Annotated in this window: 15 protein-coding genes, 1 pseudogene and 1 riboswitch; of the genes and pseudogenes, 14 read left to right on the top strand and 2 right to left on the bottom strand. The window is 46.5% G+C overall.

All coding sequences use genetic code 11. The annotated features are described in order from the left end of the window. Nucleotides 1-302: 302 nt before the first annotated feature. Nucleotides 303-425, bottom strand: a riboswitch (glycine riboswitch). 344 nt (nt 426-769) lie between these two features. From gcvH to ACETMN_RS26095, 5 genes are all read left to right on the top strand, one after another. Then, nucleotides 770-1,162, top strand: coding sequence for a glycine cleavage system protein GcvH (gene gcvH / locus ACETMN_RS26115; protein ID WP_047844042.1), 393 nt, complete (start codon nt 770-772; stop codon nt 1,160-1,162). A gap of 419 nt (nt 1,163-1,581) precedes the next feature. Then, a complete protein-coding gene (locus ACETMN_RS26110) occupies nt 1,582-3,036 on the top strand; it encodes a PTS mannitol transporter subunit IICB (protein WP_091020396.1) in 1,455 nt (484 codons plus the stop codon). A 38-nt stretch (nt 3,037-3,074) separates the two neighbouring features. Beyond that, entirely contained in the window at nt 3,075-5,177 is a 2,103-nt protein-coding gene (locus ACETMN_RS26105; protein WP_411735340.1) for a BglG family transcription antiterminator, read from the top strand. Continuing rightward, a complete protein-coding gene (locus tag ACETMN_RS26100; RefSeq protein ID WP_017686856.1) occupies nt 5,174-5,608 on the top strand; it encodes a PTS sugar transporter subunit IIA in 435 nt (144 codons plus the stop codon). The genes ACETMN_RS26105 and ACETMN_RS26100 overlap by 4 nt, the downstream gene beginning before the upstream one ends. Beyond that, nucleotides 5,605-6,750: a mannitol-1-phosphate 5-dehydrogenase gene (locus ACETMN_RS26095; protein ID WP_411735339.1), complete on the top strand. Its 1,146-nt coding sequence runs from the start codon at nt 5,605-5,607 to the stop codon at nt 6,748-6,750. The genes ACETMN_RS26100 and ACETMN_RS26095 overlap by 4 nt, the downstream gene beginning before the upstream one ends. A gap of 61 nt (nt 6,751-6,811) precedes the next feature. Here the strand turns inward: ACETMN_RS26095 and ACETMN_RS26090 are convergent, their stop codons facing one another. After that, on the bottom strand, nt 6,812-7,063 hold the full coding sequence (locus ACETMN_RS26090; RefSeq protein WP_411735338.1) for a cysteine-rich CWC family protein: 252 nt from the start codon (nt 7,061-7,063) through the stop codon (nt 6,812-6,814). Nucleotides 7,064-7,202: 139 nt separating this feature from the next. Next, nucleotides 7,203-9,208 (bottom strand): annotated as a pseudogene (locus tag ACETMN_RS26085) (endonuclease MutS2). Between the two features lie 526 nt (nt 9,209-9,734). Here ACETMN_RS26085 and ACETMN_RS26080 point away from each other — a divergent pair. From ACETMN_RS26080 to pulA, 9 genes are all read left to right on the top strand, one after another. Further along, a complete protein-coding gene (locus tag ACETMN_RS26080) occupies nt 9,735-12,071 on the top strand; it encodes an AraC family transcriptional regulator (RefSeq protein WP_411735337.1) in 2,337 nt (778 codons plus the stop codon). Between the two features lie 282 nt (nt 12,072-12,353). Further along, the gene (locus ACETMN_RS26075; protein WP_076212382.1) at nt 12,354-13,307 is read left to right on the top strand and encodes an ABC transporter permease; all 954 of its coding nucleotides are present in this window, start codon (nt 12,354-12,356) and stop codon (nt 13,305-13,307) included. A gap of 45 nt (nt 13,308-13,352) precedes the next feature. Then, complete coding sequence (locus ACETMN_RS26070) at nt 13,353-14,225, top strand: carbohydrate ABC transporter permease (protein WP_036617041.1); 873 nt, start codon at nt 13,353-13,355, stop codon at nt 14,223-14,225. Between the two features lie 70 nt (nt 14,226-14,295). Next, entirely contained in the window at nt 14,296-15,795 is a 1,500-nt protein-coding gene (locus ACETMN_RS26065; RefSeq protein WP_411735336.1) for an extracellular solute-binding protein, read from the top strand. Nucleotides 15,796-15,819: 24 nt separating this feature from the next. Beyond that, nucleotides 15,820-16,923, top strand: coding sequence for a glycoside hydrolase family 105 protein (locus ACETMN_RS26060; protein ID WP_411735335.1), 1,104 nt, complete (start codon nt 15,820-15,822; stop codon nt 16,921-16,923). A 108-nt stretch (nt 16,924-17,031) separates the two neighbouring features. Beyond that, on the top strand, nt 17,032-18,543 hold the full coding sequence (locus tag ACETMN_RS26055) for an extracellular solute-binding protein (protein WP_411735334.1): 1,512 nt from the start codon (nt 17,032-17,034) through the stop codon (nt 18,541-18,543). A 338-nt stretch (nt 18,544-18,881) separates the two neighbouring features. Next, on the top strand, nt 18,882-20,159 hold the full coding sequence (locus tag ACETMN_RS26050; RefSeq protein WP_411735333.1) for an S-layer homology domain-containing protein: 1,278 nt from the start codon (nt 18,882-18,884) through the stop codon (nt 20,157-20,159). A gap of 396 nt (nt 20,160-20,555) precedes the next feature. Beyond that, a complete protein-coding gene (locus tag ACETMN_RS26045; RefSeq protein WP_411735332.1) occupies nt 20,556-23,840 on the top strand; it encodes a DUF5704 domain-containing protein in 3,285 nt (1,094 codons plus the stop codon). Between the two features lie 168 nt (nt 23,841-24,008). Then, complete coding sequence (pulA, locus tag ACETMN_RS26040; protein WP_091020381.1) at nt 24,009-26,057, top strand: type I pullulanase; 2,049 nt, start codon at nt 24,009-24,011, stop codon at nt 26,055-26,057. The last annotated feature ends 358 nt before the right edge of the window (nt 26,058-26,415 follow it).

The following is a 26,415-nucleotide window of genomic DNA, read 5'->3' as shown; positions in this document are numbered from 1 at the left end:
ACCGTCAACCGGCCGGAAATATAATCGTGGATCAATGAAGCAGGGTATTTTTAAATTTTTCAGCTAGATATTTTCATAACATAAGTATGGTAAGCAGCTAGGGCAGCGCCGTTCGACATCCTGTTTTTCGTTTTTTGGGAAAAAGGAAAAGGACAGGCCAAAGAATCGGCATGCCAAGTAGCACGCTGTATTCTAAGGCTCTGTCCCTTGTACCTGAGAGTTACCCCGCTGCGTTGTGCAGCAGGTTTCCCCTTGGGTGATCATAACGCCCGCACAGGGCGAATAGATTCTCTCCAGAGTTGCGTCCCGTAAAAGTCCTTTTGCCTGAGAGATTCACCCCCGCTTATCGGTGGTTTACTCCTTCGGCGTTACCTCATGTACATCCCGAATCGGGTGTCACGGGTAATCTCTCCCTTTACATTCATCCGCGAGTATAACATAGTCCAATAAACACATTTACTCCTCTCATTAAAACGTGAATCCACTACCGATGTCAAGAACGATATCATTGATAATGAATAAAAACCGAATATTTAATATATTTTAAGTATTATTGTTCGTGTATTTAAAAAGACTGCGCTTACTATTCTAATATTCACCAGTATATGAAGAAAGAGTGTAATCCGGTTACAGGATTTAGAGGTGTTCAGCAAATAAATTGTGAGGTATCTTGACATTTGATTCATAAATATCATACGCTATGTTCTGGGAAAAGGGTTAAGGTCAAAGAACGCATGCACTCATTTAATGAAAAGCGAGGCGGATATCGATGAGCGAATTGAAAAGTGATTTCCTGTACAGTGAAGAGCACGAATGGGTGCAAACCGTAGGGGAGGATACTGTACGTATTGGTATTACCGAGTTCGCGCAGCATCAGCTGGGTGACATTGTGTTTGTGGAATTGCCTGACCTTGAAACCAATGTAAAAGCAGAGGACAGTATCGGAACAATAGAATCGGTCAAAACAGTTTCGGACTTGTTCTCTCCCGTCACAGGTTCTATTATTGCAGTCAATGATTCGTTGCAGGACTCACCTGAACTTGTGAACAGCTCTCCTTACGAGGAAGGCTGGATGATTGAGATTCGTGTTGAGGGAGATCTGACAGCAGCATTGTCTACATTGATGAATGCAGACGCGTATCGTAAACATACGGAAGAATAGTAGCAACGAACTTGTACTTATTAACATATATTTTATAACCAAATGAAATGAGCTTCATATTGTTTCCACCTGTGTGAGCCGGATGCTTGCACAGGTTTTTTGTGCTTTCCAGGAATAGTTTTGAATGTGGATTGAAGCAGATTGTGGATGTAAATCACCTGATTGGACCAAGCTATAGGTTAGAAAATGATTCTGGAAATGATAAAAGTCATAGGCAAGAAAAGCCTTGCGTACCAATGGATTCAGCCATTATGCATCGATTAAAACGATTACATAACCTAATGTTGTCATCATTGTTCATGACGAAAGTACGCTTTCATTTCATTGAACAGGAGAGCATTCTCGCTTAGGATTACAGCAGGGGAGAAATGATACCCCTTTCATAAATCATAATCACTTGATCCAAGGAGGATAATACAATGAGTAATTTGGACCAATCGTCCAATTCCAAAGGTGGGCTACGGGTTGGTGTTCAGCGTTTTGGCCGATTCCTGAGTGGTATGGTCATGCCGAATATGGGAGCGTTCATCGCCTGGGGATTAATTACGGCTCTGTTCATTCCAACAGGCTGGTTCCCTAACGAGACGCTTGCGCAGCTAGTTGATCCGATGATCAAATATTTGCTGCCACTGTTAATCGGTTACACCGGGGGTACGATGGTGCATGGTCAGCGTGGTGGTGTCGTGGGTGCCATTATGACCATTGGGGTCATCGTGGGTAGTGATATCCCGATGTTCCTCGGTGCCATGATTGCCGGACCACTGGCAGCATGGATCATCAAAAAGTTCGATAAATCCATTGAAGGTAAAATTAGAGCCGGATTTGAAATGCTGGTTAACAACTTTTCAGCCGGTATTATTGGCGGGATCTTGGGGATTTTTGCGCTACTGGGCATCGGGCCTGCTGTAGAAGCAATTAGCAAAGTATTGTCTGCCGGGGTACAAGGCTTAATGAATCTGGGCTTGTTACCACTGGTCAACCTAATCATTGAACCAGGTAAAGTATTGTTCCTGAACAATGCGATCAACCACGGAATTCTGACACCGATTGCAACAGATCAAGCGAGAGAATTAGGGCAATCTGTATTATACATGCTTGAATCGAACCCGGGTCCGGGACTTGGTATCTTGCTTGCTTACTGTTTCTTCGGACGCGGAATGGCCAAATCTTCTGCACCAGGTGCCGTTATCATTCATTTCTTCGGGGGAATTCATGAGATCTACTTCCCTTACATTCTGATGAGACCCATTTTGATTCTTGCCGCAATCGCGGGTGGCGTCGCAGGTACATTAACATTCATGCTCACCGGAGCGGGACTTGTTTCGGCACCATCACCGGGTAGTATTATCGCGTATTTCCTCTTAACACCAAAAGGTGGATACCTGCCGATGCTCGCAGGGGTGCTTGTAGCAGCCGTCGTATCTTTCCTGGTTGCAGCGGTGTTGCTGAAAACGGGTAAACAAAAGGACGAAGATTTGGAGTCCGCATCCAGTCGGATGAAAGACATGAAGAGTCAAGGAACCGTGCCAAACGCTGGCATTACGGCTAATCGACGTGAAGCAGACAGAGCCGCAGATATGGCTTCTTCTCCAGTGAAAACAGATGTGAAGAAGATTGTTTTCTCCTGTGATGCAGGTATGGGCTCGAGTGCCATGGGCGCTTCCATTCTTCGCAAGAAGATGAAGGCAGAGGGGATTGACGTTACGGTGACCAATACGGCCATCAGTGATATCCCGCCAGATGCAGATGTGGTCATCACACAACAAATATTAACCGATCGTGCCCGCTCCGTTGCGCCGAACGCAGAACATATATCCATCGACAACTTCCTAAAAAGCCCGGAATACGATGCGCTCGTTGAACGTCTAAAGTAATTGTACGCATTTGTTTTCCCTGAGCCGGAGGCTGAGATATGAGTATTACCAAAAGACAACGTGAAATCGTGGAGTTTCTGCTGGAGCATCCACATGAAGTAACAGCCGGCGAAATCGCCGTTGAAGTAAAGGTCAGTACCCGAACGGTTCACCGGGAGCTGCAAATGATTGAACAATGGCTTGAACCCTTGGGCATGAGGCTGGAAAAAAAATCGGGAACCGGTATCCGAATTGATGCCAGTTCCGATGATCTGGCTGTATTGCGCCAGCAACTAGAGGGTAAAGAATATGTAGAGTTTACGCCGGAAGAGCGTAAGCTCTTCATGCTTTGCATCCTGCTTGATGAAGCGGAGCCTGTAAAGTTACTCGCTCTGGCTTCGGATCTGAAAGTGACCGTATCCACCGTAACCACGGATTTGGACGATCTGGAGTCACGAATTCGTCAGGCGGGACTAAAACTGGTTCGCAGACGTGGATATGGCGTCAAGATTAACGGGAGTGAGACGATTCATCGCACAGCCATAGCTGCACTTGCTCTGGAATTTCTGGATGAATCCGACCTGTTCGGAAGACAACCTGAACAAGGTGGCTCCATCGTAAACCAAAAATTGCTGGATATGATTGGACACGGTGATGTGCTTACGATAGAAAATGCGTTATGGCAACCAGATATTGAATGGCTGGAGAACATCCCGGAACGTCAATACATGAAGCTGCTGATTCAATTATCCGTAGCGGTTGTCCGTATTCGTAAAGGTTTTGGTATTGGTGGTATGTCTCTACGAGAGAACACGGGAGATGCAGTTGCAGCGCAAGATGAGATGAAGGTTCCGCCTTATATGGCTTCACGCTTGTGTAGTGTGTTATCCACTCAACTGGGGCTGACATTCTCCCAAGAGGAGCAAGCTTATTTTCACAGACTATTAGTTGAGACAGAGCAGCGGATTCACTCTTCGCGGCTGTTGCCAATAGACGACTTAATTTTACTGGACAGGGTGCATTCACTGATTGATCAGATGCAGGGGAGAACGCATTACGCCTTTCATGAGGATCGTTTGCTTCGTGAAGGTCTGCTTGCTCATATGCAACCTGTCATGGAGCGTATTGAAGGGCACCAGATGATTCGTAATCCGCTACTGCAGCAGATCCGGAAGGATTATGATTCACTTTTTGAAGATGTCAAAAAATCTGTGGGGCAAGCTTGGCCAGGCACAGACGTTCCGGATGAGGAAATTGGTTTCCTGGTCATGCACTTTGGGGCTTCCATCGAGAGGTTGCGTACATTGAAACGGGAGATCAGGGCGATCATCGTGTGTACAAGCGGAATTGGATCATCACGCATGCTATCCAGCCGATTGTCCAAGGAGATTCCCGAGATTCGAATCATGGATAGCGTGTCCTGGTATGAAGCTGCCCGGATACCTACAGATCAATATGATCTGGTGTTATCGACGGTCGATCTGCCGATGGATGAGCATCAGTATTACAAAGTGAGTCCACTGCTTACGGCAGAAGAGAGCGAACGTCTGCGTCATTTTATCCGAACAACAACATTACAACGACAGCATAATAAGCCCCGTGAAGCAGAGGTTCAGACAACAAGTCGTTACTCGGACCCTGATGGAATGGAAGCTATTTTAGTTGAAATCGTCCGAATTATTGGCAAGTTTCAGGTGTACCCGCTGGATAATCAGGATATCGGGTTCTATAAAACGGTGTATGCGATGTGCAACGTACTCCATGGATCTGGTGTGTTGAAGGGACCAGAGGAGATTGCAAAACGGCTGGAGGCACGTGAAGCAGTGGGGAGTCAGAAGATTCCCGGCACAAGACTTGCACTGTTTCATACACGAAGTGAGGGGATATACAGGCCGTCTATCAGTCTGTTTCAGCTCACGGAGCCACTCCTTCGTACGCCGGATGATCCGGCAGGAGTTACCCATGTTCTTTTGATGCTCGGTCCCAGAGAATTATCCAAGGAAAGCCTGGAGGTTCTCAGTGAGATCAGCGCACTGTTATTACAGGAAGAAATGATTACATTGCTGGAAAAGGGAATCAGGGATGAACTCATTCATTACCTGTCTCAGGAACTTGTTGGATTTTATCGCAGTAAAACCGAAATTGGAGGTCAACCATTATGAGTATGTTAACAACAGATAAAGTCATCATGAATGCGACGGCTCAGGACAAATACGAAGCGATTCGTATGGCAGGGCAGATTCTGAAGGATGCGGGACATATTACCGCTGATTACATTGAGAAGATGATTGAACGAGAAGAGATTGTCTCGACCTATGTAGGGAACGGACTTGCGATCCCGCACGGTACGAAGGAATCCAAAGCTTTCATTTTATCCACAGGTATCTCTGTCATTCAGTATCCACAGGGTGTTGATTTTGGCGAAGAAAAGGCTTATATGGTCATAGGTATCGCGGCTCAAGGCGGGGAGCATATGGAAATCTTGACTAGCATCGCGGTGATCTGTGCTGAGGATGAGAATATGGAGGCCCTGCGTCTTGCGAAAACAGCTGAAGAAGTAATCGCTATTCTGGAAAGTGAAATGGAGCTATGAAGGCCCTACACTTTGGCGCAGGTAACATTGGACGTGGATTTATCGGCTTGATTCTGTCCCGCGCAGGGTATGAGGTGGTTTTCTCCGACGTGAATCAGACCTTGGTAACCGCTGTTCAGCAACGGGGGCAATATACGGTGGAACTGGCTAACGAGAGCAAGGATCAGGAGACCGTCACAGGCGTAAATGCAATCGATGGAACCCAACTGGAGACGGTTGCCCAAACCGTTGTGGAAACTGATCTGATTACAACCGCAGTGGGTGTGGGTGTGCTGAAACATATTGCACCAGGGATTGCAAAGGGACTTGAGAAAAGACTGAATTCCGGTCCTGCTCAAAACCCGCTTCACATTATCGCTTGCGAGAACGCCATTGGAGCCAGTACACAATTGAAAGAGCATGTGTATGCTCTGCTCAATAAAGAAGTACGTTCCCTTGCAGATCAGTATGTCTATTTTCCAGACTCGGCCGTAGACCGGATTGTGCCTATTCAGCATCATGAAGACCCGTTACATGTACAGGTGGAGCCTTTTTACGAGTGGGTGGTGGATCGTTCCCAGATGGCTCCTGCATTCAAACCGGTTGAGGGCATTGTATATGTCGATGATCTGGAGCCGTATATTGAACGGAAGCTGTTCACGGTTAATACAGGACACTGCGTTGCAGCATATATCGGTAATGTGCACGGGTATGACACGATTCAGAAGGCTATTGCCGACGAGAAGGTGAAATCGATTGTCTACGGTGCTTTGCAGGAAACTGGAAAAGTTCTGGTGAAGCGCTTTGGATTTAATCCTGACGAGCATGAGCAGTATATTGTCAAAATATTGGGACGGTTTGTCAACCCGTATCTTACCGATGAGGTTACTCGTGTTGGTCGTTCCCCGCTGCGTAAGTTGTCTCCGAATGATCGTCTGGTTCGCCCGGCCCTTCAGGCATATGCGGATGGAACTGATACGACTTATCTGGCTATGGGTATGGCAGCAGCCTGCAAGTTCGATGTCTCCGATGATCCGGAAGCAGTTGAACTGCAGAACATGATCCGCGAGAAGGGAATTACAGCAACCCTCCACCATTATACGTCCATGGATGAGCATCATCCGGTGCTTGAACAGGCTGTTGCCCAGTATAACCAAATGTAAGAACATTGGTAGCCAGCTAACAGTATAGATGAGGCATAATAGAAGAAGAGCCATACAGTTGTTAACTGTGTGGCTCTTCTTTTGGTTGGAGTTTATCGGCATAGTCATCCAAACAGCGTTGACATATGCATGATTTTCGGCGCTGCTCTGGCGGAATGCGGTCAAACACACCCTCGGGGAAAGTAGCCCGGTTACACCAGCATTCCGAATGAGGATGTCCTGCGGCATAGGAACAGCGATTAGCTTCCCCGCATAATGGGCAGACAAGAACATCGATATGGATGCGCTCTTGATCGTCTTGTTCTGCAGACATACAGTTCTTCCCTCCCTGTGGAATAACTACGAGCTGAAGTTAAACATACTGGTCCCAGTATAACAGAAATGTGCCGGTGATTATGGATTTCACTCTGTACATATGACTTCCAGTTCACCACATTTGTTTCTCCCATCGACTATTCTTCAGGCGGTAATTCGATCTGTAGGCCTTCCACATGTTTGCGTCCCATCAACTTACGTTTCTTTCGATTTTCCTTTGTTTCCAGCACAATGTCCAAGTCATAATCGTCACCCGGATAAAGCTCATTGGCAGATATATGCAGGGTCAGGCGTTTCTTATGGATTTTTACTTTGCGTCCACGTAACATGACCCCGATATTTCCACGGCTATCCTCCACATCACATACGATACCCGACTGATTGAGATAGGCCGCATATACCCGATCCCCTTTGCGAAATGTTTTGGCAGGAGCAGGAGAATCCGACTCTCTGGTTGTTGTCTTTTTGTGGAGAGCGATTGAATTCTTTGAATGCTTCTTCATCTGATTCCGTTTGGATAACTCTGCCGAGTCGTCTGCCTCCTTAAAGGAACGCTCAGGCGTCATGGTCGGAGTTTCCAAAGGAGGTGACGTGAACACAAATGTACGATCTCTCGAAATACTTTGATCCGACAGGGACTTGGATCGCTCGATAATTCGCTGTGGCATGCCCAGCTTTAATGCGATGGAATAAGCATAGCTCTCACAGCTTCTCCGATACGCAATCGATACAGCGGCTGGAGAGAAACAGTGTCAAATTCCATACGAGCATTTTCGAATCCTGGCGTGGCCGCAGCAAAATGTTTGATTTCACCAAAATGCGTTGTCGCCACAACGGTTGCTCCGCGGCTGTGCAGTTCCTCCAGCATGGCGATGGACAGTCCGACACCTTCACCGGGATCTGTGCCGGAGGCCATCTCATCAATGAGCACCAGAGTTGACGTATTGGCCTGTTCCAGTATGCCAATCATATTGCGAATATGTGCAGAGAATGTACTGAGCGCCTGTTCCAAACTCTGCCCGTCACCAATATCAACTGCTACCTCGGTATAAACAGCCATCTCGCCACCTTCCTCCACCGGAATAAGCAAACCGGATTGCATCATCAGGGTTAGTAAACCAAGTGTTTTGAGTGCGACCGTTTTCCCCCCGGTATTCGGGCCAGTAATAATGAGCGACGAGTACGTTCTGCCGATTGCAAAATCAAGGGGAACCATGGAAGAACCCATGAACGGATGACGTGCACGTTGAAGACTGATATGGCCCTTAGTATTGACTCGAACGTTGCGTCCGTCCATGGTGGCCGCATATTTGGCTTTGGCAAACAGGAAGTCTAATACACCTACCGTTTCGGTGTTCAGGGCGATTTCACGGTTATACGTTTCGGCCAGAGAGGTTAAATCACCGAGAATCCTCATCTCCTCTCTGGATTCCTCCGCTTGTAGAGCCGCCAATTCCATCTGTAAACTTACTAACTCAACAGGTTCGATATATACGGTTTGCCCACTGCCGGATTCATCCAGCACACTGCCTTTCACCTGTTTACGGAACTCTTTCTTAATGGGCAGAACGGTTCTTCCTCCGCGTTGGCTGATGACATGCTCCTGCATAATCGAGCGATGTTTGCTCACCAGAGAATCAAGCTTTCGTTTCATGCGTTCTCCATTCACCGTCATTTTTTTGCGGATTCGAATCAGTTCTTTGCTTGCTTGATCCTGAATGCGTCCACTATGGATGTAGCGCTCGATCTCACTCAGTAAAGGTTCGATCAGAATCATAGATGCAGCGTAGCGACTAACGGTGGGAGCGACCCCGGATTTGCCCTCCATGTATTTCATAAGTTGTGCACAGCTCCGCAGGAACTGAGCGAGATGACTGAAGTCACGTTCACTGAATAGATAACCGGTGCCAAGCAGATCCATAATGGTCTCCATTCCGTCCAGTGAAGGGAGGGGGATACTGGCGCCAAAACGAATCAACGCAGCAGCTTCTGCTGTTTCTTCCAGGCGAATCTGGATCAGGTGAGCATCTACCATCGGTTTCAGTTCTCTGGCATAACGTTTGCCCAGATAAGACAGGGCGCAGTCTGCAACATTTTTTTGAATTTGTGGATAACCCAGACTGTTTAATGTGTTCTCATTCATGCGTAATCTCTCCTTGAATTTGAATTGGGATTGCAGTTGGCACGCGAAACATATTCCTGGAAAACGCAAAAAGGGCGGAGAATGAACAAACGTCATTCTCCGCCCTAAACATATGGGAAAGCAAAGTCCACTATAGGTCTATAATAAAAAATCCGCGCTGAACTCAGCGCGGAAATAGACCCGGACAATGACAATCCCGGAGGCGATTTATGATATCCGCTGTTCTTAACTAAGTACAGGGATCTGGCGCATCATGAAATACACGTATGCCATATGGGCACAAACGCAATGAAAGGCCAAACTCCTGAATATGAAACTTGGTTAGTTAAGAACATTCACCGACATTAAAAATCTCTCCTTTGATTGAGGAATATGCAACCAATATAAACTGGAAATTGGTTTGAAGTCAACCTTTAGAATAAATGAGTGGACTTGAATAAGAATGGGTTTTAAAATAACAATAGTAAAATAATCCAATGAAAGCGATTTAATTTAATAAACATACGTATAAAGGAGGATGCTCTTCTTGCCTAAGTATTTACTGCGTTTGCTCTGCTTTACCCTGATCCTCGGAGCCCTTCCAGTCATTGTTATTGGTTCGGTCTCGTATACGATTGCATCACGTGACATTGAACAGAAAGTACGTGAAAGCAACCTTCAGATATTGCATCAGACCCAAATGCGGGTAGAACAAGTTCTGCGCAGCCTGCAATTATCATCCATCCAGTATGTCAATTCGCCCTTGGTACTTCAAGCGATGAAGAAACCGCTGGACAGCAGCGAATTTCAAGAGATTCGTGACCTGACGTCAGGCTTTAACAACTTGCAAGCGGTTACGAACATTGACCAAGCCTATCTGGTTAATCTGGACGAAGATTGGGTTGTTTCGATGCGTTCTTTTGGCAAATTGGATGATTTCAGCATTCGGGACCGGATTGGTTCTTATCTGACCTACACTAACAGCCTGTTCTGGGTTACTCAGAATGCCAGTTCATCCAAAGAAAGTGTACCCGTTTCAGCTGGCATGGGTGAACTGACACCCGAACAGGCACCTGCCCTTATATCATCGGATAATGTGGTCAGTATGGTATTCAAAATCCCGATGATGCCAACCAATGTGAAACCAAAGGGATTTCTTGTGATTGATATCGCCGATACGGAACTGAGTACGTTTTTGAGCCGAAATACGAATTCTGGAGATATGTACGTTCTGGATCGGGAGCAGAAGTATTTTCTGAACGATATGCAGCAAGACGGGAAGTATGACACGCTGAATAAGGAAATTCATGAAATGGTGCAAACGACGGGGGAGCCAGAAGGTTTCTTCAGTGCAGAGGTGGAAGGTAACCAAGTGGCGGTTAGCTATAGGCAATCTCCACTCAATGGCTGGTTATACGTGTCCGTTGTATCTCTTGGACAGATCACGGCCCAGTCACAGAAAATTGCATTGGTTACCGGTGTTGCTACACTGGTCATGTTATGTGTAACGGGATTGGTCGCCATATACGGCAGTCGGCGGATGTATTCACCGATCTCCAGACTGCTGCAATTTACGAAGGGGTTGGATTCTCCAGTTACTCCATCAGGACGCCGTCAGGATGAATTTATCTATATTGAGGAGCAATTGTCAACACTGTTCAGTTCGGAGAAAACGATGCGTGAGCAGATGAAGGGGCAGCATGTGCATCTTCAAGAGTTTTTTATGACCAAACTGCTAACAGGTAAAATCTCGGAAGAAGATTTCAGATATCAGGGAGAATTGTACGATTTCCCGACAGGGTGGGCGAGTCTTGGTGTACTTATGCTCCAGATCGATACCTTGGAAGGGACCCGATATGAGGAACAGGATCGCGATCTGCTGCTGTTTGCTGTCAACAATATGGTAGGTGAGCTCCTTCCTTCAGGAGTTCGGTTCACGCCGGTTATGCTGGATGATGCTCAGGTCACCGTACTTGCCTCCGAACTTACGGATGAGGTGAAGCTGAAGGAATGGATGCACACTCAGGCAGACTGGATTCGCGAACGTGTCGTGACCTATCTGAATCTGCCCGTAAGTATTGGCATCAGTCGTTCTTACACTTGTATTGGTGATACGCCAAGAGGGGTTCAGGAGAGCCGAGAGGCTCTGCAAGGCCGGGTAAGTCTGGGCAGCCGTATTATTTTGCATTACGAAGATATTCAGCCACGTGGTCAGATGGAGGCCGCGTTGTATACCCAGTTACGTATGATCGAGGATCAGCTCGCTTCTGCGCTCAAGCAAGGAGATGAAGAGAAAACGGACACCTACTTTAAGCAATATTTGGGACTGCTTGCAGACAAAAAGCTTCATTTCAGTGAATACCCCGTCATTATGGTTCAGTTATTGTCTCGTGTATATCAACTTGTGCAGGAGCAAGGTGGAGATGTGGCTGAGGTACTGGGCGAAAAAGCATCCATGTCACATTTGCTGAAGTTGTCTACATTGGACGAAATGACCAATTGGTTCCGCAAGCGGCTGTTCCTGCCCGTCATTCGTTTCTGGCGAGAACAGGAAGAATCCCAATACATGAACATTGCAAGGCGCATGATCCGTTTGATCGAGGAACGTTATGACCGTGAATTATCGCTGGAAGCCTGTGCCGCTGAGCTTAATTTTCATCCTGTCTATCTAAGTCGGGTATTCAAGAAGGAAGCCGGAGTCAATTTTACGGAATATCTTGCAGAGTATCGTATGGAAAAAGCGAAGACCTGGCTGCAAACAACAAATCTTAAAATATCTGAGATTGCCGAGAAATTAAACTATACCAATCCAACCGCATTTATCCGTACGTTTCGAAAAATCACAGGAACAACCCCCGGCAAGTACCGGGAGCAGCAGCGATAAAAAAAACCTGCTCTGCCCGCCATGGCAGGCAGGCTTTTTCATGTCCAGGTGTAGGGTGAAGACCGCTTTTCTCCATGAAGTTAAGACAGGAATATAGAGGTTGAAAGCAGTTCATTGCGTTGTTAGATTCTATGAGGGAAATGAGCTAAACCCTTGCTACATAAGGAAAAACAAAAGGCTAAAAGGAGATGATAGCCAGTCATTCGTTTATCCTCCACAATGAAGACATGAATTCAGGAAGTGATCTTTTGTAATCGTTTCCAATGTGGGGAGGAAGACAATATGAAAGCCGAAACGGCGGCTCGAACACGGCCCGCTACCCGCAGTGACAAAAACCTGCTGTGGAGGGACATTATCAAAAACCGGTGGCTGTATATCATGTTAATACCGGGTGTGCTTTACTTTGTTATTTTCAAATACATACCCATGTATGGCATCACGATGGCTTTTCAGGATTACACGCCTTACAAGGGCATCTTGGGAAGTGACTGGGTAGGGTTCAAACATTTCCAGCGTTTCTTCGGAGAACCACAGTTCTGGACATTGTTTCGGAATACATTTTTACTTGCCATTTATAACATTGTGTTCTTTTTCCCACTGCCGATTGTACTGGCACTTATGATGAATGAAGTTCGCCGTGAACGCTTCAAACGATTTGTACAAACGCTTGTTTATGTTCCACACTTTGTTTCCTGGGTCGTTGTTGTCGGTGTGTTCTACATGCTGTTCACAACTGAGGGTGGTGCAATTAATGAATTGCTCTATAACCTGACTGGACAAAAAGTGGCGTTCCTGCTTGAACCCGGTTGGTTCCGAACGATGATTGTCGGACAATCCATCTGGAAAGAAGTCGGTTGGGGCACAATTATCTTCCTGGCAGCACTTTCCGGTGTTGATACACAGCTCTATGAGGCTGCCCGGATTGATGGCGCCAATCGGTGGCGCCAAACCTGGCACATTACGTTGCCGGCCATTCGCAGTACAATCGTCATTTTGCTCATTCTGCGTCTGGGCAATTTCCTGGATACTGGCTTTGAACAGATCTTCCTGATGCTGACTCCGACGAACCGGGATGTGGGCGAGGTATTTGATACCTACGTGTACACGAAGGGTCTTACACAGGCACAGTACAGTTATAGTGCTGCTGTCGGGTTGTTCAAATCGGTCGTTGGGCTGGCGCTTGTCCTTGGTGCCAATACGATGGCCAAAAAATTCGGGGAGGAAGGCGTTTACTAACCCTCGGGAGCAGACGTTCTTCACCAGACAGGAGTGAACATTAAGATGCAACAGGATAAAACGTGGGGCAACCGGATCTTTGATTTTCTCAATCACGGCTTGCTGCTGTTGATTGGAATCGTGACGGTCATCCCGTTCATTTATATTTTGGCCGTCTCGTTTACCAGTCCGCATGAAGTGGCTAAGGGAGGATTCATCCTTTTTCCAAAAGAGTTCTCTCTGGCGGCATACCGTTACATTTTCTCTACAGATACTTTGATTCGCAGTCTGGGTGTATCGGTCTATATTACGGTGATCGGTACTTTCATTAACCTGCTGTTTACGTCACTTATGGCCTATCCGCTCTCCAGAAGATATTTGCGTGGACGCCAGCCTATTTTGCTCGGTGTATTGTTCACGATGCTCTTCAGTGGCGGGATGATTCCAACATACTTTGTCGTGAAATCCTTGCACCTGACGGATACGTTATGGTCGCTGATGTTACCTACTGCCATTAGTGCTTTTAACTTGATCGTACTGAAAAACTTCTTCCAGGCCATTCCCGACGAACTGGAGGATGCAGCCAAAATTGATGGATGTAACGATGTCAGCGTATTGTTCCGGATTGTACTGCCGTTATCCATGCCAGCCATGGCAACCTTTTCACTCTTTTACGCGGTGGCCCACTGGAACAGTTTCTTCAGCGCTGTTATCTATATCAACGATAGTGAGAAGTGGCCTGTCCAAGTCTGGCTACGTGAGATTGTCATTCTGGCACAGAGCCGAATCGGAGACACAAGTATCGAAGAGACCGAGATCCAGCCGCTTACCATTCGCATGGCGGTAATCGTATTCTCCACGATCCCGATTATGCTGGTGTATCCATTCCTGCAAAAGCACTTTGCCAAAGGAGTAATGTTGGGTTCGGTGAAAGGTTGAGTCGTCACATGCATCAAAGCCAGTACATTTTGACAATATGACTGCATAAAAAAGGGGAGGTTTTCATGTTATGAAAGCAACAAAAAAGAAAGCCGTAGCTGTCTTGAGCACACTGGCACTGGTGACAGGTTTGCTGGCAGGATGCGGATCAGACGAGGGTCAGGCTGCCGAGGGCGGCGTACAAAATGTGTCTATAGCCATTGCACAGGTGGGTGACGTGCCAAGCAAGGGCAATGAAGTTCAGCAAAAGATTGAAGCGTATACCAATACCAAACTGGATATCCAGTGGATTCCGGCATCGGCCTACAATGACAAAATTAACGTGATGATCGCATCAAGCGATATGCCAAAAATTGTGAAAGTGCAATATAACCCAACGGTGACCAGCGCGATGCGTAATGACGTGTTCTGGGAAGTGGGCCCATTGCTGAAAGACTACAAAAATCTGTCGGCACAGAATGAGCGTTTTTTTGACAACATCAAGGTAGAGGGCAAAATCTATGGGGTTCCTGTTTTCTCCGATATTGCGCGAGCTACCGTGATCTATCGCAAGGACTGGTTCGAGAAGCTGAATCTTAAGGTGCCAACCACACCGGATGAATGGTATGAGACGATTAAAACACTGGCAACCTCCGATCCGGATGGAGATGGTCAGGATAATACGTTTGGACTGATGCTTTTCAAAAAATACAATGAGGACCAATATTCCTTCACGACGCGCCTTGGTGTAAGTTTTGGTGCACCTAACAAGTGGAAGGTCGAGGAGGATGGCAGCTTCACGCCGGAATTCATGACACCGGAATATATGCAGGTACTGGATCTGCTGAAACGTTTGTATGACGAGAAACTGCTGAACCAGGACTTTGCCGTATTCGATTCTACGGAAGCGGAGAAAAAGTATGATTCTGGCGTTGTGGGTATCCGTGTAGGTGTTGCTCAGAATGGAAAAAGTCAGCAAGAGCGTCTGTCCAAAAACAATCCGGATGGTGTGGTAGACATCGCTGGTTTGCTCGGACCCAATGGAGATCGTGTTGCAGGACAGACGGGTAACTCGGGCATTCTGGCATTCCCTAAATCGACGGTGAAATCGGAAGAAGAACTCAAGAACCTGCTCTCTTTCCTGGATAAACTGATGGACCCTGAGATGGCGACCCTGTTGATGCGTGGTATGGAAGACAAACATTACACCAAAGTAAGCGAAGATCAGGTGGAGATGAGTGACTTCGATGCATTCCAGCGTGAAGTGAAACCTTACCGTGACAACCTTCCTTATGTCGAAGGATACAACGTACCGAAATTGAAGGATACCGAACTGGGTGAAAAAGGTACGGCACTTGCCAAGGAACTGGCGGAGCACGCTGTGCCAAACCCTGCGCTGACGTTATATTCTCCAACGTATGGTGACCGTGGTGCGGATCTGGATCAGGTGATTGCCGATGCACAAACCAAATACATTATGGGCAAGATCGATCAAAGTGGCTGGGAAAAGGAAATCGAGAATTGGGGCAATGCGGGTGGAAACAAGATTCGTGAGGAATATGCCGAAGATTACAAAAAACAGGCTCAATAAAGAGCCGGAAGCGGAGGCTTGATCATGAAGGAAACAATGCAATTCACATCCGTGCGCATGGCACAGCAATTCATGGAAAGTTATCGCAACCATGAGCTTTACTCCACTTGGCATTATGAAAATGGTTGCTTTCTGAAAGCACTCGAGGAGCTGTACACGCACACCGGGGAGCAAAAGTATTTTGACTATATCCGTGAGCTGATGGATCATTTTGTTCAGGAAGATGGCTCGATTCGCTCCTATACGATCGAGGAGTATAACCTGGATCAGATCAATCAGGGAAAATCACTGTTCCTGCTGCATGAGAAAACGGGTGAAGAAAAGTACCGCAAAGCTGCTGATTTGCTTATGACTCAGCTCAAGGGACAGCCACATACGAGTGAAGGCGGGTTCTGGCATAAGAAGATTTACCCTTTCCAGATGTGGCTGGATGGATTGTACATGGCTACTCCGTATCTGACCCAGTATGGCGCGGTGACGGGTGACGAGAAGTGGTTTGACAAGGCGGCTCTACAGCTTTTGCTGGTGGAGCAACGTACACGTGATCCGCGTAGCGGTCTCTTGTACCATGCCTGGGATGAGAGCAAAGAACAGCGTTGGAGTTCGGGAGAAACGGGCTGTTCTCCACATGTCTGGAGTCGGGCGATGGGCTGGTATGTGATGGCGGTTATAGATACATTAGATTATCTGCCGGTAGATCATCCGCAGCGAGGGCAGATCGTGGGTATCTTCGAACGCGTAGCAAACGCCCTGGTGCATGTGCAGGACCAACAGACCGGACTATGGCCACATTTGCTGGATCAGCCGGGACGAGAGCGGAACTATCTGGAGGCTTCAGGCACCTCAATGTTTGTCTATGCATTGGCCAAGGGTGTGCGTAAAGGATATCTAAGTGGCAAGTTCAAAGCGGTTGCGGAAAAAGGGTATCAGGGTCTGCTACAGCATCTGCTGCAAACGGATCGTGAAGGCGTGCTGTCCTTGACGCAGTGTAATGGCGGAGCCGGTCTTGGAGGAAGCCCGTATCGTGACGGGTCCTATGAGTATTATGTGACCGAGTCCATTCGGATCAATGATCCGAAATCGGTCGCTCCGTTCATTTTGGCAGGAGTGGAGATTGAACTGGCGTAATGCTGGTTCTTCTTTTTAGAACACTTATGACAGCGCATACATGGCTAGTTTGAGTAAAGTGAGGCAAGATTGCTGAACAATTTGGCTATGAAAAAGGAGAGATGGTTCATGAGTCCAAAAGGTCCAATGTCCCGTTTAGGCGGAATCGTTGTAATTGGTGCAATGTCCGCTGGATTGCTTGCAGGTTGTGGGGGAGAAAAAGCACCTGCTGCAGGGGAAGGTAAACTTCCCATTTCCATCTCTTTAATGCAGGTAGGAGATATACCGGCCAAGGAGAACGGGATTGAAAAGAAGATTGAGGAATATACAAATACGGATGTCAATGTACAGTGGATTCCGCAGTCTGCTTTTGATGATAAGGTGAATGTTATGGTTGCTTCAGGTGAGATGCCAACCATTATGCGTGTGAATTATGTACCGACCACATTTAATGCCGCCAAAACGGGATTGTTCTGGGAACTTGGGCCTTACTTGAAGGATTATAAAAACCTGTCTGCCCAATCCGAAGCTTATTTTAACAATATCAAAATTGAAGGCAAGGTCTACGGTATTCCGAACTTCCGGGATATTGGACGGACTGCGATCGTATATCGCAAGGACTGGTTTGATACATTGAAGCTGGATATACCCAAAACGCTGGATGACTGGTATGAAGTGATGCGCTCTATTCGTAAGGATGACCCGGACGGGAATGGTAAGGAAGATACGTACGGCGCACTGCTTTTCAAAAAGTATAATGAGGGTGTCTCTTCCCCACTGACGCGGATTGCTGTAAGTATTGGCGGTGTCAACAAATGGGGTGTGGATGATGCCGGGAAACTGACCCCGGAGTTCTTGACTACCGAATATGTGGATACAATGAAACTCTTCAAGCGACTGTTCAGCGAGGGACTGATTAATAGTGATTTCCCTGCTCTGGACCCTTCTGATGCGGACAAAAAAATGGATTCCGGCCTGGTTGGTATGAAGCTTAACGGTGTGGCCCAGAACGGAAAGTCCTCTCAACAGCGGCTTACACCTAACGCTCCGGATGGAGAAATTGATGTGGCTCCGTTCCAGGGAACCGACGGCATTCGAATCGCTGGGGAACCAGGGAACTACGGAATGCTGGTCATCCCGAAAGCGTCCGTAACAGATGAGGAGCAATTGAAGCAGGTTCTCACGTTCCTGGATCAGTTGATGGATGAGGAATTGAGCGCTTTGCAGCTCCGCGGATTGCTCGATGTGCACTACACCAAGACGGCTGATGGGAAAACCGAACTTAAGGATTTTGACGCTTATCAGCGTGAAGTGAAGCCCTATCGGGATAATTTGTTAAGCATTGAAGGTTATAATGTACCTGAACTGGTCGATGTTCCCATTGGAATGAAAGGTACAAAGATGGCGCGTGAGAATGAGCAATACGCCATCGCTAATCCGGCACTCACATTGTCTTCGGCAATATATACTGAGCGTGGTCAGGAGCTGGATCAGATGATCTGGGATGCGCAGACGAAGTACATTATGGGTAAAATCGATGATGCAGGTTGGGAGCAGGAAATCGCAAACTGGAGAAAAGCCGGTGGTGATCAATTGATCACGGAATTGGAAGCATCCTATAAGGAATTGAACGGAAAATAAAGCTGAATGAAATAAAAAAAAGGTTGATCAATTGGAATGATATGGTTTATTCTATGAGAGAGTTCTTTTTCCAATATCATAAGAAAGACCACACACCTTAAAGCATAAGGCTATGAATCTGCGGATTCATGGCCTTTTTTTTGTTTTAAGCGAATCAAGTGGGTCTATGGAAGGAGCGTTGCACGCCTTGATGTGATGGGGATGGACGAAAAATAATACCAATAGCCTAGTACGACATGGTAGAATATTGATTATTATGTCAAATTTAGGTTTTGGTTATGAAGAGAAGTGACTAGGTTGACCAAGTAAAGCATCCCCATACTAAGGTACATAGGAGCGTGAGTAGATTGAAGAAGCAGATTGAAGGACACGAGAAGAAGAAAAAACGGAATGTTTGGATCGTCGGGTTGGTAACGACAGCTGTATTGGCAGTAGCACTATTACCGATTGGCCCCGTACATTTGACGTCAACAGCGAATGCGGCGTCGGGAACAAGTGACAATGCCCTTAGCAAGTTCAAGGATATCAAGGGGCATTGGGCTCAAGCCACAATAGCCAAAGCTTATGAAAAAAATCTGATCTCTGGTTACCAGGACGGAACGTTTCGTCCCAATGGCAAAATCACGCGTGGGGAATATGCGACAATACTCGCCCGCGCGACTGGACTAGAGAAGGTACAAGGGCAGAATCCCTTTGCTGATCTCAAGGGACATTGGTCTGAAGCGGCGGTTAGCCAGCTTGTAGGACAAGGATTCATTAACGCGGGCGATTACGCCAAAGGCTTCAATCCAAATGCGGAGCTAACGCGTTACGAGATGATGAAATGGATTGCCAATGGACTGATCAAGTCCGGAGCCAGCTTCCAGGATGCGTTTAATGACACAACAAATACGCTACTTCCTACACCAGAAGTGAACCGCGGCACCATTCGTGCCGAGCAGATTCCGTATCTTGCCCTTGTTCGTGGGACTGGCATTGTGGCTGGCTTCCAGGATGGCACATTAAAACCCGCGGATTCCACCACACGTGCAGAAGTATCGGCGATTTTGCTGCGTTATATGGACGTGGAGGGCACGGATGCCGGTAAGTACAGTGACCTGAATGAGATGAGAGAGGTCGGCACGACGGGTACGAATTTAACGACGATTAGTAATTATAGGTATACGAAGAACTCAGTTAAAGTAAGTGATATATCTAAAGAAGAAATTAATTTATCTAATAAATCTGGTGTAGTTACACTCCATAGATATATTGTCGTAGATGTTACCCAAGGTAAAGCAAAAGGTATCTATGCACCATTATTTATTGGTCCAGAAACACATCTATTCAAAGGTAATTATATGGCTTTTGCAGATATATCTTTTACATCCAAAATTGATAAATCCAACTTAATCACCTTTAATGGCGGCCTATATAGTGGTTTTTTACAATTTAATCGATTGGATCTTAAGCACACCTCTAAGAACGGGTTAGTTACTATTCCAGAAAGTTCGAGAGATTTGATAAAAAAAGATGTGAAGAAGAGATTTTGGATCACATCCGTTTTAGTAGGGAAAAGTGGGGCATATATCTTTAATGAAAAAAGTGAAAATGTACTACAAATTCAGAATATGTAAGTAGTACTAAATGGTGGTGAATTATTATTGCAGGTCCATGGTGAGAAGAAATCCCTAATTGTTATCTTAATTTTTCTTATTAATATACTATGTTTGAATTTATCATCTCCTATAGAAGCTGCAAGCTCGGATTCGTATGGACCCAAGAAACAAGAAATATCAAATACAATACAGTCGTTAGAAAGGGTAGCGAATCCGGGTGTTTATTGGTATCAGCTTGATAATGGTAGCTTCAGGGCAGATCACACTAACGGACCAACTTTCTCGGATAACCTTAATAGTAATTCATGTTCTAGACCGTACCCAGCTGAGAAAGAAATACCTAATGAGGTGGATTTTTCTATATGGCCCGCTGAACATTGGCCAGAGTTTCAATCTCAAAGAGTTACACAGCGAATGGTAGAAAATGTTCGTATTAAGAGTGTAGACTATCAAACAAGCAACAAGCAGTTATTCTATACTGGCGTTGGTACTACGGTTATAAGAGAAGGTAGTAGTGTAGTGAAAATCATTACTAAAACAGGGGGCTCACATCAAGTAACTGAGTGGGATGATTATGAGAATGGTGGTAGAACAAATCAAGGTTGTCTGAAGCAAATCGTTGCCTATCATACACCAATGGACATCATCTGGGAAGGCGATCTGGTCGAAGAGAAAGAAATCGATGTAACACCAGATTCAAGTTTAACAATCGGGCAAACAAAGCAAATGAAAGCCAATGTTAGTACAAGGCACTACGGCGAAACAGATTTCAACACTGGCATCGACGTATCCCGAAGAGAAGCAGAGATCAAATGGTTTTCTTCTGACGAGACAATTGCGAGTATAGAGTTGAAGACAGGGATGTTAAAAGCCGAAAGTCCAGGCATGGTCACTGTGCGTGCAATCTGGAACAATGGTACATACCTGATCTCGGATACCGCCACCATAACAGTTACGTCTGAGCCAGGACTCGTTGTGAATCTGCCTAATGCTTGTAAAGCCAATTCAACACCACTACAGGCAGAAGCAGTTCTAACCAAACCGGATCGCTCTGTTCATAAACTGACGGCTCATCCCAAATTGACGTGGCAGAGTTCAAATCCGGCTGTGGCAACGATCGGTTCTGATGGCAAAATCACGACAAAAGGGATCGTGGGTAGCACTACCATAAAAGCTCATTTTCTTGATTCTGCTCAGCAACTGGATGAACAAGGGACTCAGGTGCTTGAGGTGAAGGATTGTACGGATAACGGAGAAGGTGGTGATCCGGGGGGCGACCCTGTTAACGCATGCCCTGTGACCATCAGTCCACCTAGTAGAGGTACGGTTATCGAAGCATCGGTTATGGACCCGTCTGTCCGAGGTGTGTTGAAGGCAGACGAGCGTGGATCTGAGAAGTTCGATGTTACCCGTGGTATTCCAACTTCGGAAGATCTCTATGCTCATGTCTTGGCCAAGGAATATCTGTTTAAGCACCGTTGGGTTAACATGACAGGAACGGTGACTTACACGGTTCCTGTGAAAAGGGTTTATCATAAAACCTGGACGATTCCGGGAAGAGCGTCTAGTGGTGAGGGGGATCCAGGAACACCTCCTGAGCCCAGAGAACTTGACGTCCCTGGGGATAAAACGATGCAAGTAACAAGGACATATAGCTATTGGCAGATCGATAACCTGGAGGTATACAAGTTAAATGAGGCCAAAGTATCTAACTATGCACTAGGCGGTTATGGTGACACCGTGACCCTGATGCCCAATGCATATACACCGCCGACTCTGCAATCGGCTATGGATACTGCGGTTACCAATCATGTGAAACCTGCGCCATGTCAAGAAATTGATCTTGGCATCCAAGGGGTTCCGGGTGGTTCGGCTGAACCGCCTACGCCGGATGAAACGTCATTGTTTCAATCTGAAGCTGAAGCGAAGGTTAGAGAGAACACTGTTAATAACGACAAGGTGGCCTTTAATGGAGCGACAATTATGGATCCTGCCCCATTGGAGAAAACCGCTCCAAGACCTGGGACGATCCCGCAACCTGGCATGATTGGAGATGATGTTCTGTACCAGAACCGTCTGACGATCAAAAACACATTGATGAACAAAGCTAACCAGCCCACCACAGGTGAGATTACGTATGGACTGCTCCCTGGCAATGTTAACGGTGGGCAGGATCAGAAGTTTACCATTCTGGGCATCAACTCGGTGACAGTACATACTCCAGTTGTGAACTATGCCTGGGTATCCGATGATCAGCCGCATAACCAGAAGACTACGCCTGATCCGACCAGAGCTGCACTTATTTTAGAGCGTCCGTTTATTGTACGAATCCCAACTTCAGGGCAGCATCTGGATGTAGCGAGTCACCCTGGTTATGGAAACCATGATTATGCGAAATATTTCCGGATCAAACAGGTTCGTTTCCCATTCGATGTTTATAACGGTGCCAGAAGTCAGTTTATTCAGGCCATGACATGGGTGGATATTCCGGTAAATCAGTTAGACACCCCTTTTTATCTTCCTGTATGGGTAGATGAAGGGAATTACCAGGTTGAGTTTCGAAATATCGCCGAAAATGCACCTGAAAACTTCACTGAACAGCAGGATGCGAACACGAATCTGACCCATCATGTCGCAGCAGATACCGTTGCTGTAGAGGTTATCGGACGATTATATGATTTTCACATCACTGATATTTCAGACTATAACTGGGAGAACGTGTTCCGTAAGCGGATGGGCAGCCCCGAATCAACGGATGTGAGCTACTGGTCCGGAGGAAACAGTATCGACGGAGATCCCCGAGGTAATTTGGCTCCCTATGTCCTGCCAATTCGTCCCGGCAGTCATCCGGTACAGGGGTTCCGAAATGCTGCAGTGAAGACGGGTTACCATTTCAAGTTTGATCTGAAAACCAAGGGTAATATGTTTGGCAAACAGGATGGTATCCGAATCACGCCAACGTTCTCTTTTGTGAGTAAAGATGGCACCACCAGGCAAGAAGTGGATTTATACTACCATCGGGGACAGGAACGACTCATTCGTATTGGATCGGCACAAGATTTAGAAAAACGTTTTGTTGTCCTGAACTCACGATTGCGGAATGTTCCCGGTACGGAGTTAGGTGATACAGCGAGCTACCAGTATACTTATGAACTGTCGGAGAAGGAACGCAATCAGGGTACAATGGCGGAACATATGGTTCGATTTGTGGATCAGACCTCTCATCATAAAACGTGGGTAGGTCGGTATAACTGGATGATTCTTCCTTCACAGATCCGCACACTCATTGGCCCAAAAACAGATATTCCCTCCAGTGTTAATGTGGATCGGGCGAATGCAGCGATTCAGCGTTGGTATGGGGAATATAGCTTGCCAGCGGATGTATATGCAGTGCCCAAAGGAACCGATCTCGAATCGCTTGCCAGACAAAACCGATTGGATGACAAGGCAACGGTATTTCTGAGGGACGGTTACATTGCAGTCAACTTCAATATCGAAACTTTGCGCAGTGGCAATACAAATGCACCTCATCTGCAATATATTCATGCACCGTTGATGAATCAATGGCAAATGGAAGGTTTTGATTATAGTCCGGTAGATAATCAGGGGAGAAGCTGGCCGATGCAAGATGGGGACGTGGTCTTGTACCACGCCGATCAATCCAGCCGGAATGATTTCCAATCCCAGGTACCTCATTAGAGAGATTTCGTTTATCCATAAAGAAGGCAGATGTTATGTGAATCTACATGACGTTTGTCTTCTTTTGTGTAATTGGGATTATGGTTGGGCAGCAGAACGGGTATAAAGGGTAAGGAGCACTCGTTCTATCCATATTCATAATTTTCTCAACGAGAGGGGAACAACCACATGATTGAAGAGGGTAAGCAGGAACTATTGATTTTAGAAGATACATACAAAGGAAGAGATTTAGGTGTCACATTAGAAGCACAAGTCTGTCGCTTCAAAGTCTGGTCACCGTTAGCCGTTCAGATGGAACTACTTCTGTATCCACCTTTGACAGGGGGGACCCCGGAGGATGAGCCCAATCAACGGAAACAGCAGGCGTTACCTATGCAAAAGAAAGAAGAAGGCATCTGGGTGCTGGAACTGGAGGGTGATTTGAGTAGCTACCGTTACATGTACAAGCCTACTTTCGAAGATGGACATTCAACCCATGCTGTAGATCCCTACGCACGAGCAGTGACCATGAATGGAGAAATGGGTGTCATTGTCAGACTGGAGCAGACACATCCGAAGGGATGGAGTGAGGATATTCGCCTGGGATTGACCAGTCCTGACGATGCAGTCCTGTACGAACTGCATGTACGTGATTTTTCCATTCACCCATCATCTGGTATTACGAATAAAGGCAAATACATGGCTTTTACCGAGACGGGTCTGCTTGATTCGGAGGGCAACACATTGGGAATCGATCATTTGGTTGAACTCGGGATTACCCATGTGCATTTGCTACCCGTATTTGATTTTGCGACGGTGGATGAATCCAGAGTAGATGGTGATACGACGGATGCCTCCAACTATAACTGGGGATATGATCCGCTTCATTATAATGTCCCGGAAGGTTCCTATGCATCACGTGCAGACGACCCGGAGACAAGAATTCGTGAGTTCAAATCCATGGTGCTTGCCCTTCATAACAAGGGAATAGGTGTCATTATGGATGTGGTATATAATCATACGTTTGATACGGCAGGCAGCTCTTTTGAAAAACTTGTACCAGGGTACTACTATCGTCAAAACGCTGATGGAACCTATAGCAATGGTTCAGGTACAGGTAATGAAGTGGCTACTGAACGCACCATGGTTCGCAAGTTTATCATCGATTCGGTCCGCTACTGGGCAGAGGAGTACCATGTGGACGGTTTTCGCTTTGATCTGATGGGCCTGATCGACACCACTACGATGAAACAGCTTGCAGCGGAGTTGCACTCCGAAGTGTCACCTTCCATATTGTTATATGGTGAACCATGGGGCGCACTGGATTCGCCGCTTGGAAATGATATGACCCTAAAAGGAACGCAGCGCGGAGCGGGTTTTGCTGTGTTTAACGATAATTTCCGCGGAGTGATCAAGGGAGACAGCGATGGCATGGGTACGGGATTTGCGACGGGTGCGGACGGAAAAGAAGACGAATTATGGACTGGCGTCCGGGGAGCTATTCAGGATTTTACGGATGGTCCATCCGAGACGATTAACTATGTAACTGTGCATGATAATCTCAACCTGTGGGACAAAGTCGCACGTACACAAGGACTTCACGATACCTTGAATTTCCTTACCTATGACGAGGATGGAAGTATTCGTGGATGCCAGAGTGCGGAAGAGGCAGTAGAGAAGGCTAAGCCTTACCTGCAGATTGATCCGGAACACATTCTGGAGAATGAGACCGTTAGGCGTTGTCTGCTTGCCAACGGTATTGTTCTAACCTCCCAGGGTGTTCCTCTGATCGCGGCTGGAGATGAGCTGCTTCGCAGCAAATATGGGGACGCCAACAGCCATCAGAGTGGAGACGTGGTCAATGCCATACATTGGGAGCAGAAGAAGCTTTTCAAGCCGGTGTTTGATTATTATCGTGGGCTGATCCGTCTTCGGCGAGAGCATCCCGTATTTCGGCTTCGTACACGGGAAGAGATCGAGAAGCATGTTCGTCTAATCGAAAAAAATAATGGGCTGCTAGCGTATGAACTGAACGGTACAGCAGCTAAAGATTCGTGGGATCGCATTGTTGTGATCTATAACGGGGCAAAGGGAAAACGTGACATCTCTGTTCCCGCAGGAACATGGAATGTAATTGTAGAGAAAGGACAAGCCGGCGTTGATCCGATACGCAACGTACAGGGCGGACAGGTACATGTGAACGGGCTATCCATAACGGTGATGTATTCCAATTCCTGATGAATGGAATGATTGCCAAGAATTGAAGGGTACCAACAAACCATTAGTAAAATTGCTAACAAGGCCACGTTCTAGATATCCAATCCATCGAATTTAATCAAATAAATTGAGATAAAACAAATCCCCCTTTTCCGTAAGAAAGGGGGATTTATTGATGCGTCAGAAACCATTGCCTTGGTCGCAGGGCTATACATTGTCATGTCTGGAACTTTTGTATGCTATGCACCTGTTGGTGTAGTTTAATCTCAACCCAATGACATCCTGTAATTTATTCTTGTATATTCCAAACTTTTTTTGTCAGGACAGGTACAAATGCTGTCAATCTATGGCACTTGTTTTCATATCCTATATTTTGAAA

Origin of the sequence: Paenibacillus sp. M2 (genome assembly GCF_046713495.1) — a bacterium.
Taxonomy (GTDB): domain Bacteria; phylum Bacillota; class Bacilli; order Paenibacillales; family Paenibacillaceae; genus Paenibacillus; species Paenibacillus amylolyticus_B.
The sequence above is the reverse complement of the archived record's forward strand: the minus strand, read 5'-3'. Positions and strand labels throughout refer to the sequence as shown.

Bases quoted from the DNA above. Each gene is read 5' to 3' on its own strand.
- gcvH (WP_047844042.1), top strand. From the start codon at position 770: ATGAGCGAATTGAAAAGTGATTTCCTGTACAGTGAAGAGCACGAATGG.
- ACETMN_RS26065 (WP_411735336.1), top strand. From the start codon at position 14,296: ATGAAAGCAACAAAAAAGAAAGCCGTAGCTGTCTTGAGCACACTGGCA.
- ACETMN_RS26070 (WP_036617041.1), top strand. From the start codon at position 13,353: ATGCAACAGGATAAAACGTGGGGCAACCGGATCTTTGATTTTCTCAAT.
- ACETMN_RS26060 (WP_411735335.1), top strand. From the start codon at position 15,820: ATGAAGGAAACAATGCAATTCACATCCGTGCGCATGGCACAGCAATTC.
- ACETMN_RS26105 (WP_411735340.1), top strand. From the start codon at position 3,075: ATGAGTATTACCAAAAGACAACGTGAAATCGTGGAGTTTCTGCTGGAG.
- ACETMN_RS26100 (WP_017686856.1), top strand. From the start codon at position 5,174: ATGAGTATGTTAACAACAGATAAAGTCATCATGAATGCGACGGCTCAG.
- ACETMN_RS26075 (WP_076212382.1), top strand. From the start codon at position 12,354: ATGAAAGCCGAAACGGCGGCTCGAACACGGCCCGCTACCCGCAGTGAC.
- ACETMN_RS26055 (WP_411735334.1), top strand. From the start codon at position 17,032: ATGAGTCCAAAAGGTCCAATGTCCCGTTTAGGCGGAATCGTTGTAATT.
- ACETMN_RS26110 (WP_091020396.1), top strand. From the start codon at position 1,582: ATGAGTAATTTGGACCAATCGTCCAATTCCAAAGGTGGGCTACGGGTT.
- pulA (WP_091020381.1), top strand. From the start codon at position 24,009: ATGATTGAAGAGGGTAAGCAGGAACTATTGATTTTAGAAGATACATAC.
- ACETMN_RS26045 (WP_411735332.1), top strand. From the start codon at position 20,556: ATGGTAGAAAATGTTCGTATTAAGAGTGTAGACTATCAAACAAGCAAC.
- ACETMN_RS26095 (WP_411735339.1), top strand. From the start codon at position 5,605: ATGAAGGCCCTACACTTTGGCGCAGGTAACATTGGACGTGGATTTATC.
- ACETMN_RS26090 (WP_411735338.1), bottom strand. From the start codon at position 7,063: ATGTCTGCAGAACAAGACGATCAAGAGCGCATCCATATCGATGTTCTT.